At 47.2% G+C, this 15,250-nt stretch carries 9 protein-coding genes and 1 pseudogene; 4 read left to right on the top strand and 6 right to left on the bottom strand.

Annotated elements, in window-relative coordinates:
• On the top strand, positions 1–2,497 hold a 2,497-nt coding region (locus tag DXZ20_RS12780; RefSeq protein WP_250565744.1), incomplete at its 5' end, for a sensor domain-containing protein.
• Between the two features lie 28 nt (positions 2,498–2,525).
• Here the strand turns inward: DXZ20_RS12780 and DXZ20_RS12775 are convergent.
• Positions 2,526–3,770, bottom strand: coding sequence for a class I SAM-dependent methyltransferase (locus tag DXZ20_RS12775; RefSeq protein ID WP_163660922.1), 1,245 nt, complete (start codon positions 3,768–3,770; stop codon positions 2,526–2,528).
• A gap of 162 nt (positions 3,771–3,932) precedes the next feature.
• Between DXZ20_RS12775 and DXZ20_RS12770 the strand changes: the two genes are divergently transcribed.
• Both DXZ20_RS12770 and DXZ20_RS12765 read left to right on the top strand, forming a co-directional pair.
• Positions 3,933–5,330, top strand: coding sequence for an MATE family efflux transporter (locus DXZ20_RS12770; protein WP_163660920.1), 1,398 nt, complete (start codon positions 3,933–3,935; stop codon positions 5,328–5,330).
• A 216-nt stretch (positions 5,331–5,546) separates the two neighbouring features.
• Entirely contained in the window at positions 5,547–7,436 is a 1,890-nt protein-coding gene (locus tag DXZ20_RS12765) for an FAD-dependent oxidoreductase (protein ID WP_163698566.1), read from the top strand.
• 124 nt (positions 7,437–7,560) lie between these two features.
• On the opposite strand, the gene DXZ20_RS12760 is transcribed toward DXZ20_RS12765, so the two are convergent.
• The 5 genes from DXZ20_RS12760 to DXZ20_RS12740 all read right to left on the bottom strand — a co-directional run bounded on the left by DXZ20_RS12760 (position 7,561) and on the right by DXZ20_RS12740 (position 14,053).
• Positions 7,561–9,540 (bottom strand): calcium-binding protein, encoded by a 1,980-nt coding sequence (locus tag DXZ20_RS12760; protein WP_250565743.1) that lies wholly within the window; start codon positions 9,538–9,540, stop codon positions 7,561–7,563.
• Positions 9,541–10,004: 464 nt separating this feature from the next.
• Positions 10,005–10,742, bottom strand: coding sequence for an anti-sigma factor domain-containing protein (locus tag DXZ20_RS12755; RefSeq protein WP_163698564.1), 738 nt, complete (start codon positions 10,740–10,742; stop codon positions 10,005–10,007).
• Positions 10,743–10,778: 36 nt separating this feature from the next.
• The gene (locus DXZ20_RS12750) at positions 10,779–11,372 is read right to left on the bottom strand and encodes a sigma-70 family RNA polymerase sigma factor (protein ID WP_163660913.1); all 594 of its coding nucleotides are present in this window, start codon (positions 11,370–11,372) and stop codon (positions 10,779–10,781) included.
• 276 nt (positions 11,373–11,648) lie between these two features.
• Positions 11,649–13,277: an ATP-binding protein gene (locus DXZ20_RS12745; RefSeq protein ID WP_250565742.1), complete on the bottom strand. Its 1,629-nt coding sequence runs from the start codon at positions 13,275–13,277 to the stop codon at positions 11,649–11,651.
• Positions 13,278–13,381: 104 nt separating this feature from the next.
• On the bottom strand, positions 13,382–14,053 hold the full coding sequence (locus tag DXZ20_RS12740) for a response regulator (RefSeq protein ID WP_250565741.1): 672 nt from the start codon (positions 14,051–14,053) through the stop codon (positions 13,382–13,384).
• A gap of 516 nt (positions 14,054–14,569) precedes the next feature.
• Between DXZ20_RS12740 and DXZ20_RS12735 the strand changes: the two are divergent.
• A pseudogene (locus DXZ20_RS12735) lies at positions 14,570–15,250 on the top strand (beta strand repeat-containing protein); the annotation flags it as partial.

The raw sequence follows: 15,250 nt of genomic DNA, 5'->3' as shown, positions 1-15,250 counted from the left end.
CACCCATGTGTTGATCACGGAGTGCAGAGGCCGTCAACTTCATAGCCTGGCCGTTTGGACGGAGGGAGAACTGCAGCCGAATGATGTGTACCCCTTAGTGAAGACCCCCTGCGAGCAGGTAGTGCAAGCGGGCATCTTTTGTTGTGAACAATCTATTCAGCAGCAGTTTCCTGACTATTTAGCGTTGCGTGAAATGGCTGCAGAGAGCTATGTGGGAATTGCTCTACGGGATACGAAAAGAGAGGTGACTGGAATTCTATGCATCTTTCACCAACAGCCATTGCAAGACGTCCAGCGGGCCACCCAAATTCTACAGATTTTCGCTGCGCGGGCTGCGGCTGAATTAGAGCGACAACGGGCTAATACGGCATTGGAGCAACTTAATCAGGCCTTAGAAATCAAAGTGGCTGAACGGACAGCTGAACTTTTAGAGCGAGAGCAATTTCTCCAAACTGTTTTGGATACTTTTCCACTGCACATCTTTTGGAAGGATCGTAATTCTGTTTATTTAGGTGGTAATCGTAATTTTTTAAAGAATGCAGGCCTAAACTCCTTGGTGGATATTCAGGGGAAAACGGATTATGATCTCCCTTGGACATTGGCAGAAGCGGCAGCGTATCGAGCTGACGATCGTCAGGTAATAGAATCCAATACCGCTAAGCTTGGCATTATGGAGACTCAACGTAAAGCTGATGGTCAGTCAATTTGGATTGAAACAAATAAGCACCCTTTGCACAATCTGGATGGAGAGACTATTGGTGTATTAGGTACGTTTCAGGATGTTACCGATCATAAGGTCGCAAAGGCATTGATTAAACAGCAATTGGCGGCCATTGAGGCTGCTATTGAAGGCATTAGTATTTTGCAAAACGATGTCTACACCTATGTCAATCCAGCTCATCTCAACCTCTTTGGGTACACGCATCCCGACGAACTGTTAGGACAGTCGTGGCAACTCCTATATTCTTCAGAAGAGGTACGACGATTTGAACAAGACATTTTTCCCACATTAGAATGCGATCGCGCCTGGCAAGGAGAAGCCATTGCAACTCGCAAAGATGGCTCCCAGTTTCCTCAAGGGGTTTCTTTAACCTTAATGAATAATGGATTGGTGATCTGTGTTTGTCGTGATATCAGTGATCTCAAACAGGCACAAGAACAAATTACCCATAATGCCCTCCATGATCCATTGACGGGTTTGCCCAATCGACGATTATTGTTAGACCGTATTGAGTTTGCCTTACAACGATCGAGACGCCATCAAACGTCTCACTATGCTGTGCTCTTTCTCGATTTAGATAGATTTAAAGTTGTCAATGATAGTTTGGGGCATTTAGTGGGCGATAAATTACTCATTGAAGTGTCAAAACGACTAAAACAACATCTCCGCAGTACAGATATGGTTGCTCGGCTCGGTGGGGATGAGTTTGTGATCTTGCTGGAAGATGTGGATACTGTTGAGGATATTGTCCAAGTGGTAGAGCGGATTTTGGCGGACTGCCAAACGCCGATTCTGATTGATGAGCATAAGATATTTACCAGCACCAGCATCGGCATTGCCATTGGCAGTGAAGATTATCAGGAAGCCGCTAATCTCATTCGAGATGCTGATATCGCTATGTATCGCGCTAAGTCAGAGACTCATAATTCCTATAAATTCTTTGATGCAGCCATGTATTTAGAGGCCATGAGTCGCCTCACCTTAGAAACCGATTTTCGGAAGGCGATTACTCAGCAGGAATTTGTGATTCACTACCAACCCATTGTTAGCTTAAAGGATAGTCAGCTCACTGGATTTGAAGCATTGATTCGCTGGCAACATCCAGACCGTGGTCTTCTCTCTCCCAGCGAATTTATCCCTATGGCCGAGGAGACAAACTTAGTCACTGGTTTGGATAGCTGGGTGATCAACCAGACGTGTGAACAGCTGATGGTGTGGAAGCAACAGTTTCCCAATCATTTTCCTCTAAAAATCAGTATTAATCTCTCTGTTCAGGACTTACACAGAAGTACGTTACTTCAGGATATTGACGATATTCTGAGCGTGATGAGCTTAACGGGAGATTTGATGATTTTAGAAATAACTGAAAGCATGTTGATTGAGGATATTGATATTGATCAAACCATTGACTTGTTGTCACAACTGGCATCTAGAAACATCCAAATCAGTATTGATGATTTTGGCACTGGCTATTCATCCCTAAGTTATCTCCATCGATTGCCCATTCATAGTTTAAAAATTGATCGTTTGTTTGTTGGCAATATGCATTTGAAAAATCGTAACTATCAGGTAATTAGCACTATCCTTGCTCTAGGTAAGCAGTTGGGGTTGACCGTTGTGGCAGAAGGCATCGAAACCCCTCATCACCTTCAACAGTTGCAAAAACTGGGCTGTGATTTGGGCCAAGGATATCTATTCTCACAGCCACTCACAGCCCATGATGTTGAAACTATCCTCAATAGCTCGACCGGAGTACCCAGGATGTGGGTGTTTTAGGCACCAAATTAGATGAGCACAATGGAACTTACGAGGCTTGTTGCATTTTTTCTGGCAAGAAACCGGGTAAGGGGACATTGAGCCGCCATTGCTTGTCACCATAGAACAAGACCTGATAAATGTGCATACTGCCATCTCTGAAGGAGGCTTCGAAGGATTGCAGATAGAGATACCACATCCGTAGAAATCTCTCATCATAGTTAGGTGAGAGGGAAGAAATTAGTTCGCGGTTCGCGGTAAAGTTTTTGCCCCAGCGTCTAAAGGTTTCTGCATAATGGGGTTTTAGATTCTCGCAGTGGGCTACGGTTAGTTTTGCTGCCCGCAAATCTCGACAAATTTCGGATAGCTGGGGAGCATAGCCACCAGGGAAAATATATTTGTCGATCCAGGGGCCGTTACGTTCAGAACTCTCGGTAGTAATGGTGTGGAGCATGCCAACCCCGTGGGGTTTCAGCAGGGCTCTAGCTTTTTCCATAAAGGTGGAGAAATTGCCTTTGCCCACATGCTCAAACATGCCGATGCTGACAAATTTGTCGTACTGCCCTTCTGTTTCTCGATAATCTCTAATTTCTATTTTGATTTTGTCTTCTAGACCTTTGTCGGCAATCCGTTTTTTTGCTAAGGCAGCCTGTTCGTCACTGAGGGTAACGCCAGTGCCGGTGATGCCATAGTGCTCAGCGGCATAAATCAGCATGCCGCCCCAACCACAGCCAATGTCTACTAGAGTCTCTCCCGGTTTAAGGGCAAGTTTGCGGCAGATGATTTCATACTTTTGGTTTTGCATGGTTTCTAGACTGTCCTCAGGGGTAACCTGATAGCCGCAGGAGTAGGTGAGGGTAGAGTCTAAAAACAGCTGATAAAAGTCATTGCCGAGGTCGTAATGGTACTGGACATTTTTACGACTATTTTTGAGCAGTAGTGGTACTGTTTTCAGCCGTTGAGAAATGATTTGCAGCGCCAGGGGAATGGTTAGCTTTTGGCTGGCCTTGGAGTAGACTCGGTTGCGATAGAGCATACTGATCAGCTCTGTCAGCTGGTCGTTGGCTTCATCCCACCAGCCGTCCATATAGGCTTCCCCAAACCCCAGCGAAGCAAAGGTAATGATGCTCGCATAGGTGCGTTGGTCGTGAATTTGTAGGTGCACATGGGGCTGAGTGTCTGGGGAGCCAAAGTTAAATATCTGACCGCTGGGGTTGGTGACGGTCAAGTAGCCATCGCTAATAAAGCTGAATAGCTCATAGAGATAGCGTTCAGCGGTCGGTAAATTTTCCATGGCTGGGGCTTAGTAGATCAATCCCAGCGTATCAAATAGATATGGACTGTTTGTGTTGCGTTTGTTGCTATGACGTCAACCATCGGGTGACAATTGCCATGGCTATCTGAAAAATTCCTACGTTTGCCTGAAGCTAAGACGTAGTCCTAACCTGCATCTACCATGCCCCCGTTTAATACCTTGCCCCGATGGGTCAGTAGCCTACGAACCGAAGCTAAGGCCTCACTTCGTCTGGCTATTCCTCTGATGCTGATTCAGCTGTCGGAAGGGGCTGTGAACTTTGTGGATAGTTTAATGATGGGTGGTTTGGGTACGGCAACCTTGGCTGCAGGCGGGCTGGGGGCAACAGTGTTTTGGATGCTGCTATCATTGTGCACTGGCCTGTTGGAAATGACGGGAGCCATTGCTGCTGAAGCCCATGGTGCCCGAGACCATCATCGTGTTAGTCGGATTAATGTGCAGGGGTTGTGGCTGAGTTTTAGCATCTCTCTACCCATGATGGTTTTGATTTGGCATATGGATGTCATTCTTAGACTGTTGGGGCAGCAGGCGGCTACTGTGGATGGTGCGATCGCATATTTGCATGCCATCGTTTGGGGCCTACCCGCAGCCCTGGGTGTATTTGTGTTTAAGGAAATTCTGACGGCCCTATCGCGACCGCGTTTGGTGGTATTGCTGATGGGGTTGAGCATTCCCCTGAATATTGGCCTGAACTATGGGCTGATGTATGGCAAATGGGGGCTGCCAAAGTTAGGTCTAGCAGGGATTGGCTGGGCCAGTACGGTGATATTTTGGTGCAGCTTTGGAGTGGCAGTGGTGCTCTTAAAGGTGTATCCGTCGCTGCGGCGACTGCGGTTATTCAGGCAGTGGTGGCGGTGCGATCGCAATATCCTCACCGAAATAATTCACCTGGGCTGGCCCCTATGCGTCGACTATGGCACCGAGATGGGAGCCCTCACAGCCGCTGCCCTGCTCATGGGCCTCTGGAGTACAGAATTACTGGCCGCCCATCGCATCGTCATGACCACCACGGAGCTGTTGCTAATGTTCTCTTGGGGCTTTGCCTATGCAGCTGCCATGCGTACGGGGCATAAAATCGGGGCAGGGGCACCGCGAGGGGCTCGACAGGTGGCCCATGCTAACCTGCTCATGAATTTGGTGTTGGTTATGGTGCTGGCAATTCCGCTCTGGTTTTTGCCCCAAACCATTGCCAGTTTTTATCTGGACGTGAACTTACCAGAGAATACCGAAACTGTGACTATTGCAGCCACCCTGTTTAAAGTGGGCGTAGTATTTCAAATTGCCCAGGGGATTCGTTTAATCAGTGCTGGAACATTGCAGGGACTGAAGGACACCCATCTATTGGCAACGGTAGATGTGTTGGCCCATTGGGGTGTTGGCATTGGTTTGGGGTATGTGATTGGACAACTGCTGGGGTGGCAAGGCATTGGTCTGTGGTGGAGTTTAACCTTCGGACAACTAATCGCCGCTATCGTTCTAACACAACGGTTTCAGCAATTAATCTCAGTCCGTATTCCCTGTATTTCACCTCAAAAATAAGTGTCTCTGTTTCGGCACTAGAGACAATTCTCACCCAAAGGGATTAAGGGGGGGCATGAAAGCTTGTGAGCGGAGTTTGAGAGGTGTGTATACGTTAGGGACATACCGACGCCCACCTTTTGATGTCAGCCGCAGCAACCTCAAACATGTGTCGCTAAGAGCCTGGACTATAGGTCGTTCAGCGATAGAATCATCATCGTTCCTATACGCTGATCCATGGTTCGACATAATCTGCTAGCCAGGTATTTTGGTTGGTTGATAGTATGCGGTTTTTTCAGTGCCTGTACTCCTCAGACAGAAGTCACTGAAGTGCCCTCCCCACCATCGCCGCCACCTCTGATTCTGGATAATGGTAGACCCAATTTAATGCCATTACCGACAGCGCAGGAAACCTGGCAATGCGAAGTAGTCGTCATTGGTGGTTCCCTGGGTGGTGTGGCAGCGGCTTACCATGCCATGGAGGTCGGGGCGACCACCTGTTTGATCGAGCTGACGCCATGGCTAGGGGGGCAGATCAGTTCTCAAGGTGTATCGGCGGTTGACGAGTCCTTGGCCATGCGAGCGGATCAAAACTTTTCGGCTAGTTGGCAGGCCTTTAAGCAAGAAATTGCTCAGCAGACGGTGACCTTACCGGAGTGGACAGGGAAGGGGGACGTTACGGTAGATGAGGTGAACGCCTGCTGGGTGGGTAAACTCTGCTTTGTGCCCGAGGCTGGCGCGGCGGCAGCCCAAGCACATTTAGAAAGTGTTTTGCCCCAATCCCCTGAAAGTCGTTGGCAGACACAAACAGCCTTTAAGGGAGCCACCTTTGATGACAGCGGTCAAGAGATTGTTGCCATTCATGCTGTGCGACGTATTCCCAGGCGCTCAAACTACATTCCCACAGGTCGATTTTCCCAAGCGCTGGCTAGCTGGTATTCCTGGTCAGCTGATGCCACCTTTGAGAAGGTTTCCCTAAGGTTAGAACCGCCATCGGGACAGCGGATGATGGTCATTGATGCCACAGATACGGGGGAGTTTGTGGGGTGGGCAAATCTACCCCATCGACTGGGGTCAGAGGCTCAAACAACCACTGGGGAGGCTCACGGTTCAGAAAGAGATAATCCGGCCTGTACCCAGGCCTTTACGTACCCTTTTGTTATTGCTCTCAATGATGATGATGGCAAGAGTCTGACTGCGTTAGAGCAAATGTTGCAACAAGAACCGCCACTCTATGGAGCCCATGAGCACGAGAAACAATTTGAGATGGAGGGATTTCCCTTTTTTACAGGGCGGAGCTTTTTTAACTATCGTCGGATTGTGAGTACCACCCGCAACGATCCATTTCGGGACACACCTGTGCTGGGTGATATGACGATGGTGAACTGGAACCGTGGTAATGATTGGACGTGGATGGATCCTCCGCTGATTTTTACGGCAGATCAAATTAGAGAGAGTGGCCAACAACAGAATTGGTTGGGTGGCATTTCGGCGGTAGCCTTGCGCCATGGTGAGGACCATGCGCTTTTATTTGCTCGCTGGTTACTAGAAACTCAGTCACAACCAGGATTCCCGTTGAGCTATTTGATGGGAGATGAGGCCTATATGGGCACGCAGTCGGGATTAAGTTTGATACCCTATATCCGTGAAGGTCGGCGGATTTTAGGCCGGTCTGCCTATGGGGATAAGGCTTTTCTCATGCGTGAGGCTGACCTGCGAACAGATCAAGTCGGTGGTCGTGATTTTACGCCAACAACGGTAGCGGTCACCCATTATGACATTGATATTCATGGCTGCCGTTATCGTAATGGCGCTCCTTCGTGGGAAGCGGGTAGTGCTCCGGCAAAGGAGTTTGTTGTACGTCCGGTACAGATTCCATTAGAGAGTATGGTGCCTCAGGAGGTTAATAATCTGCTAATGGGTGGCAAGAGTCTTGCTGTGAGTCACATTGTGAATGCGGTGACGCGGGTTCACATTAGTGAATGGGGGGTGGGTGCAGCAGCGGGAACTACCTCCGCATGGCTTATTAACCGTCCTAACCTGACAGCTGCCGATATTGTTGAACAAGGTTATATGGATGAGTTACAAGAGCAGATGTTAGAACAGGGACTGCGGCTGACTTGGTAGCAGTAATGTTAATGGCGTCGACATCACTCACACCACTCGAAGCCCCAAGCAAAGACATCAGCGAAGAAGGCATCTGTTCTGCTTAGGGCTCTGACTATCTTATCTACTAGTAGGATTCAAGACACTATGCCTGAATGACAAAATCATTTGCCTCCAGTGTGGGTGCGCCTTCAATAGTGGCAAACTGAGCACCGTTACCAAAGCCATCTTCAATGCCGTTCGGGTTGTAATACAAGTTCCCAGTGTCAGCACCATAGATAATTAAGGCATCACTCAGAGCTGCTTCTTCAACACTGTTGACCACTGCAAACTCATTAGCAGACAAGGTACCGCCCACTGCGCTGGTTAGCTCAGCGAACACAGTGACATCTAGAACAATGCTATCGATGGCCTCAAAGTTTTGAATTTGATTAGTGCCAATGTCAGCTGCATTAAACGCTGCGCCGGTGTCGAAGCCAAAGAAATCAGCACCATCACCACCAATGAGAATGTCATTGCCTGCCCCGCCAATCAGTAAGTCGGCACCATCACCACCAATGAGAATGTCATCGCCTGCGCCACCGATGAGAATATCGTCGCCATCGCCACCGTCAGCAGTCACTGGAGTTAATGTGCCGCTAGCATTTAGGAAGTCATTACCCGCACCACCGGAGAAGAGCACAGACTCTACCTCACTGCCGGTGAGATCGCCAACAGTGAAAGAATCATCACCACCTTGGCCATTGATTTCAAATTGTTCAATGCCTTCGTTAGTAAGGGTAAAGAGACCCAGATTAAGACGATTGAAAATAGCTTGACCGTCTACTTGGCGAAGATCAAACTCATCACCGGCTCCATCTGCACCATTGACTTGAGTCACGTCAAAGCCTAAACCACCGTTGATAAAATCGCTGCCGTCACCGTTATTCCAGATAAAGCGATCGTCACCCTCTTCCAAGTAAGCTATATCATTTCCTCGCTGGCCCACGACAATATCATTACCGGCTCCAGCAAAGAATGTATCTACGGCAGAGCCACCTAGCAACAGGTCATCACCATCACCACCGAAAGCTTCAATGGTAGTGGAGCTTTCACGGGCATCTAGCGTATCGTTGCCATCACCACCAGAAAAGACAACTTTCTGTACATCGCTACCAGTGAGATCGTTAACTGTCAGGGAATCGTCACCGCCTTGGCCATTGATCTCAAATTGCTCGATTTCTTCGTTAGTGAGAGTAAATAAGCCCAGGTTCAGGCGGTTGAAAATAGCTTGACCATTTTCTTGACTGAGGTCAAACTCATCGCCTGCGCCATCGGCACCATTCACTTGGGTGATATCAAAACCAGCGTCGCCATCAATAAAATCACTGCCATCACCGTTGTTCCAGATAAAGCGATCATCACCGCGCCCAAGATAAGCCGTATCATCGCCACGCTGGCCCACAACAACATCATCGCCAGCACCACCATAGAAGGTGTCTTCAGCAGAACCACCTTGCAATAGGTCATTGCCATTGCCACCGCGTGCTTTAATTTCTGTAGAGCTTTCACGAGCATCTAAAATATCGTTGCCATCACCACCAGAAAAGACAACTTTTTGCACATCACTGTCAGTTAGGTCACCAACCGTTAGCGAGTCATCACCACCTTGGCCATTAATTTTAAATTTCTCAATACTCTCATTGGTTAGGGTGAATAAACCCAGATTCAGACGGTTAAAAATAGCTTGACCATTAGCCTCAGTGAGCTCAAACTCATCGCCTGGTCCATCGGCCCCGTTGACCTCAGTTGTGTCGTTGCCTGCCCCACCATTAATAAAGTCGCTACCATCGCCGTTGTTCCAGATAAAACGGTCATGCCCTGCGCCTAAGAATGCAACGTCATTACCCGTTTGACCAACAACCGTATCATTACCTCTCCCTGCGAATACTACGTCAGTGCCAGCGCCTCCAAGAATGGTATCATCGCCATTGGCACCAAAAAAGATATCGTCTTGGTCACCTCCTTGAAAGTTGTCGTCACCATTACCACCAATGAAGATATCGCCTAAATCTTCAATTTCAGGTGCATTATCAAATATGTTGCCAACAATCTGATTAACAAGAAGAGCTAGAAAAGCGTTCATGGTGTGTTCTCCTATAAGTTTGTAGATGAAAGAAGTGGACATCTCTTAAAAGAAATAGTCAGCAGATTCAACTGGACCGCAGGACAAAGTGCCAAGGCAGTTGTTGCGAATATTTCTAGGGAGAGAAGAGTGAATGAATAGACGTGTACTTAGGAGCCTTTGCCAAACAAGAGCTAGGGCCTGGCAAGAACAAAATTTACACTCAGTTATAGATACGAATAATGTTCGATATTGGATGAGATAAAGTTGAGAGTTTTTGGAATGGGCTGAAACATTCTTGAAGACTGCTAGACAGCAAACTCATACCCTCAGGCACACCATTACACAAACAGAATGTAATAGTGTAGTTCCAATAATCACCTTCGTAACAACAACTTACCTGTAACTTATCTGTTTGACTATTAATACGAATGAGGTTGTGGATCGGATGAAAGTTTTTTTGATTTATCTTGAAACCCTTGAACTTAGCTAGTTGCAGCGACGATTGGGCCGGTGGGTTGAGCGGGTAAATCGGCGGGTTCAACGGTTACGATCACATCTTGTACCCAGGGTCTAGATTGATAAACCGGGGGCATGGGCAACGTGGCGAAGGCCGTGCCGTCTGGAGTGGTTTGAAATACACCGCAGGGAATATATTTGCCCTGGTAGCTCACCCACAGAGCATAGGTTTGATTGTCCGCAAGGGGGGATAGGTTTTCAAATGCGATCGCAGCCTGCAAACCATCTGTATCCACAATCATGTTGCCAAATGTATCGATAGCATTATCGGTCCCGGCAAAGTCATAAAAGCGTGTGGAGGGCTGCTGCAAAATGCGCTGAGCCTGCTGTGCGGGCATCACGGCTACCAAATCCTGCTGTAGCTGTTGATTGGCTAGCCGTAAACGATGATTACTCATACCCAGCGATAGGGATAATAGCGTTGCGCCAGCAGCCAATGCTCCTAGTATCCAGGCTAGGGGTAAGCGGTGCGATCGCACAGGCCTATTCTCCCCAGCCAAGACCGCATCCCTCAAACGCTGAGGCGGCTGCATCATTGGCAGCTCATCAAGCATGAGGCTAACAGTTTTCTCAAGACGATTTACCTCTACCTGCAGTTCAGGCTGTTCTGCAACTAGACGGGCAAATTCATCAGCTTCTTCGGCTGAGAGATTACCAGCCACATAGTCAGCTGCAAATTCATCCAATTTTCGTTCAGAAGCCATAGGACAGAAATAGGTAATCAATCAAAGAGGAATAAGCTAATCGACCAGATCTTGCAACGTGCCTTTGAGCTTGAGTAAGCCCTGACGCATGCGCGACTTGACGGTCCCTAAAGGTATATTCGTATGATTAGCAATTTCGGATTGACTAAATCCATGATAATAAGCTAACCATAGAAGCTCACGTTGTTTTTCAGGCAAGTTTTTCAGTGCTGCCCGTACCCGCTGGGAGCGTTCTCCCAATGAGGCCTGCTCCACAGGTAGCGAAAAGGAAGCCACAGGTTGAGACTGCTGGGGCACCATACCTTTAAGAATCCGCCGTCGGATGCTGCGGGAGCGGACTCGATCAATGGCTCGATTCCGGGTAACGGTACTCAAAAAACGACTAAGGGCACTACGGGTTGGGTTATAGGTTTGTTTTTGCCAGAGGTTCAGAAAAATTTCCTGGGTCAAGTCTTCGGCTTCTGGCCCATTATTTAAAATCCGAAATGCAACGGTATAGACCAATCGCGAATAGCGATCATACAAAATGGCCAGTGCTGATTTATCCCCCTGCTGTAGGGCTACAAACAATGCTTCATCTGTGGCGTCTCCCCAATCTGGAGATTGACTTTCGGGACGTTCAGAAAGCATGGGCGAGGAACCAATAAAAGGTAAATATATGAACCTGTCTTCAAAAGCACTGCTCTATATAATAAGCGTGCTTTGCAGCACAATACGTGGATGGCCTTAGGCAACCATCCAGTATGAGTACGGGAATATACCTGATTTGGATGTGCTTCGGGGGCAGAAATTTTGCGATCGCTGATCCTCAGGAAACTGTAATCTAAGCAAGACTAATGTCAGGGGGGCTGCCAGATTGACCAATCCCCTCAATCAACAACGGCAAAAATTCTGACCGGAGATTACTCAGCCTGTGTTGACAAGGGGCAATGTAAACCAAAACTCTGCCCCTTGATTGGAGAACGATTCCACGCCAATATGCCCGCCATGGGCCTCAACGATTTTGCGGCAAATGTATAGACCCAGGCCATACCCATCTACTGAGAACTGGCTCTTGCCACGGGCATAGATTTCAAATAGCTCCTGACTTTTGGCAGGGTCAATACCCATGCCATTATCCGTCACCGCGCATCGTACCATTGATGGATCGTCGTCCCAAATGTCGGCGGTTAAAGTAATGGCGACGCCTTTGGGATTGTACTTTAGGGCATTATCAATTAGATTTTCGAATACTCGTCTGAGTTGGCAGAAATCTCCATAGACCTGTGGTACCTCAGACGATACATGATTGCTTATTTTGGCAGTGGACAACGTCTGTTTGGTCTCATAGAAGAATCTCAAATCTTCCGTTAACTGCCGCAAGTTTACATTGTCTTTCTGTAGAGATATGCGCCAAATATCAGACGATTGCACCTCCATCAGAGAATTCATAAGCTTAAGCTGGCGATCGCAACTCTGCTGAATCATAGAAAGCGCCTTGGGTTCCATTACAATTGATGCTGGCTGAGTAGAGTCATGGGTCTTGGCTTTAGATGAGCGAAAAATAATGCCCTGCACCAGGTTGGAAATACCCATAACCAAGTTCCGCAGGTCATGGTTCATGGCATGGGCATAGGTCTGTAATGCCTCTTGAGCAGTTTTGCGATCGCGCATTTCCTGCTCTAGCGATTGGGTACGCTCCTGAACCGCCAGCTGTAGATCTTGCTCACGGCGACTGAGCACATAGATCATGTACTGAAACGAGCGAGCCAGTTGCCCCGGCTCATCCCGTCGCAGGGTTAATTTTTCCAGATGTTGATCTTGTGGAAATACATCTTGCTCTGACGTAATAGAACAGCTACTCACAGCCTTTGCAGTATTAGTGAGTATCTTGAGCGGCTTCACCACCGTGCGCCACAATAATAGATTCACTACGACAAAAAAGGCACCCAGTGTACCCAAGAGAGTTTTGGTTACCGTCCATAGGTTCTGACGACCGCGATCGAAAATAATATCTGCAGGTACATAGACCATCTGGGCTGCCACAACATCATTAAGCTGCCAGCCAAAGCCATTGCGATCGCCATACATATTCACGAGATATTCAGGCGCATCCCTAACCTTGCCATGGCACTCTAAACAACTGACATCGCTCATGACTAGAGGCTGCGCCATATAGAACAGCTTCTTGCCATCCAAAAAACGATAGCCAGAAAGACCCTGCGACTCAGAAGTTACAAACTGCTGTAGTTGACTAAAAATATCAGTCTCAAAGGCATCTGCTAGATCGGTAGGATTAGTAGGATTTGGGGTTGCCTCTTTATACAAAAAATCTTCCAGCAGTTCATCTTGTTGCTGAAAGTCAGCAAAAATAGTTCTAGCAGCAAAATTTGGGATACTTTCCTGGATAAAGAAACCCATATCACTACTCTCTTTTAGCACTGGCTGAACATGATCACGAGTGTAATCACGAACTGCTTGCATGCCAGTCAGCACAATTTTTGCTCGTTCTTTTACAGCTTGCTCAGCATGGGCATTGAGGTGCTGCGAAAGCATAGCTATAGTAGAGCCGCTAACCAACAGCCAAACCAAAAATAGAAATAAACTAAACTTTGCCCAGAGGTTCCAGCGTATCATTGAGGGCGCTTATATTTTAGATTTTACGCAGTTTGCAACGTGTCTAAATTAGTTGTGTTAACCCAGATTGCTAACTGTGTACGATCTCTTAAGCCTACTCGATTTAAAATATTACTAACGTGATTTTTAACGGTTTTTTCAGCGATGTGGAGCGTTTGAGAAATCTCTCGATTATTGGCACCTGTTGCAATCAGCTTTAAAACCTCTCGTTCTCGTGGAGTCACCCCCTTCCAATCGCTCACAACTTTAGCAGGTTGAGGAGATTTCAGATGTTGATGCAGCTTTGAACCGATTGTAGGATCAAATTGCATATATCCTTTGTGGGTACTTTGGATAATATGGATAAAATCTTCAGGTGGTATGTTTTTTAACAGATAGCCTGAAGCACCTTGCTGAATCGCATCGTGTAGATGCTGATCTTCTGTAGACGTTGTTAAAATTAGGACTTTAACATCAGGCACCGACTGACAGATCTTACCTGTTGCAGTGACACCGTCCATCATAGGCATACCGATATCCATGAGGACAAGATCTGGTTTTAACTGTTGGGCCTTTTCAACGGCTTCCTGGCCATTAGAGGCTTCGCCCACAATTTCTATCGCCGCTTCGCATTGCAAAATGGCACTGAGGCCATAGCGAATAATATCTTCGTCATCTGCAAGTAGGAGCCGAATTGAACTTTGTGAACTCGCCATACTGTAGCCTTTACCCATAACATCGCCAAAAGACCTGAGGATACACAGGTTCTTCCTTTTAGCCAGAATTATAGATTTGTACATTTTCGAATAGATGAATGGCAACTGAGAAAGCGCTGTGCTCTGGATAATTATTACTCGTCCCTTGCTTACCCGTACATCCAGTCGCTATTCGTAAAAATAATTTTACATCTTGAAATTGTTTTACATTTTGCTTTTATCACCCTGACTAGTAGATCATCAGGCAACATAAATGAGAAGCGCCTTAAAAAGGCTCTTACAAACTGAGAGAAAGATTAATCAATGCTTTTCAAATGATACGTTTTCGCTTTGTTTGACTCAGTTTGTTTGGCAACAAAAGAACAAGTTTTATTTGGGACTTTAGACCTATCCCTGATTTAGGCCCTATGCCTCAAGCGTTATCTCTCGTAGCTTCCTACGATGCAGACATGAACAAAATCTGTTCATCTTATTCGCAACAGATTAAACAAAAGAAACACTTAGAGGCATCCAATCATGCTAGAAGAACTCACTAACCCCATTGTTCTTTCTGATGGTGAAGTTGAAGTTATTGTTGATGATATTCAAGCACCAGCTGGAGAACCTGCCATTGACATCGCAGGTGATCAAGCGTTATTAGCCGTTATCCCTGGTGGCTCAATAGCAGCGCCTGACTCAGGGAATACAGCAGTTCAGGCCAGCGATGACAATGCTACCATCCTGAACCTAGGAGAGATTTCTGGAGATCTAAATGGCATTAGTTCCACAGGCGACAACCTAAGACTTCTCAATATTGGCACAATTCAGTCCAATAGTCGCGCCGTCGATATAAGTGATGGTGATGGAAGTTTTGTGCTGAATACAGGCGACATTTTAGGAACAGGGAATCAACGCAACGGCACACTCTATGTTGATGGCACCGTTGATGACCTGGGCTTAGTCAACAGTGGACGCATTGATGCTGGTGAAGATAATCTGGGCGATGCTGTTTCTGTTCAAGTGGGTGCAGCTGATGACCCTAGCAATGAGAACATTAACATTACAAACAATGGGTTATTACAGGGTCGTGGCGATGGTCCCGATGTGTTTGCCAACGGGGGTCGGGTAGCTGCTAATGGCTCCAGTGGTTTACGCTTCTTCAATGGTTCTGGTGAAGCTGAATCCACGGTTACTGGCTCGGTGATTAACCGTGGCACC

It is taken from the genome of Adonisia turfae CCMR0081 (genome assembly GCF_011009555.1).
In the GTDB taxonomy this organism is placed as follows: Bacteria; Cyanobacteriota; Cyanobacteriia; order Phormidesmidales; family Phormidesmidaceae; genus Leptothoe; species Leptothoe turfae.
Note: the sequence above shows the minus strand (reverse complement) of the source record. Positions and strands in the feature narration are given on the sequence as shown.

Bases quoted from the DNA above. Each gene is read 5' to 3' on its own strand.
- DXZ20_RS12775 (WP_163660922.1), bottom strand. From the start codon at position 3,770: ATGGAAAATTTACCGACCGCTGAACGCTATCTCTATGAGCTATTCAGC.
- DXZ20_RS12770 (WP_163660920.1), top strand. From the start codon at position 3,933: ATGCCCCCGTTTAATACCTTGCCCCGATGGGTCAGTAGCCTACGAACC.
- DXZ20_RS12765 (WP_163698566.1), top strand. From the start codon at position 5,547: ATGGTTCGACATAATCTGCTAGCCAGGTATTTTGGTTGGTTGATAGTA.
- DXZ20_RS12760 (WP_250565743.1), bottom strand. From the start codon at position 9,540: ATGAACGCTTTTCTAGCTCTTCTTGTTAATCAGATTGTTGGCAACATA.
- DXZ20_RS12755 (WP_163698564.1), bottom strand. From the start codon at position 10,742: ATGGCTTCTGAACGAAAATTGGATGAATTTGCAGCTGACTATGTGGCT.
- DXZ20_RS12750 (WP_163660913.1), bottom strand. From the start codon at position 11,372: ATGCTTTCTGAACGTCCCGAAAGTCAATCTCCAGATTGGGGAGACGCC.
- DXZ20_RS12745 (WP_250565742.1), bottom strand. From the start codon at position 13,277: ATGCTTTCGCAGCACCTCAATGCCCATGCTGAGCAAGCTGTAAAAGAA.
- DXZ20_RS12740 (WP_250565741.1), bottom strand. From the start codon at position 14,053: ATGGCGAGTTCACAAAGTTCAATTCGGCTCCTACTTGCAGATGACGAA.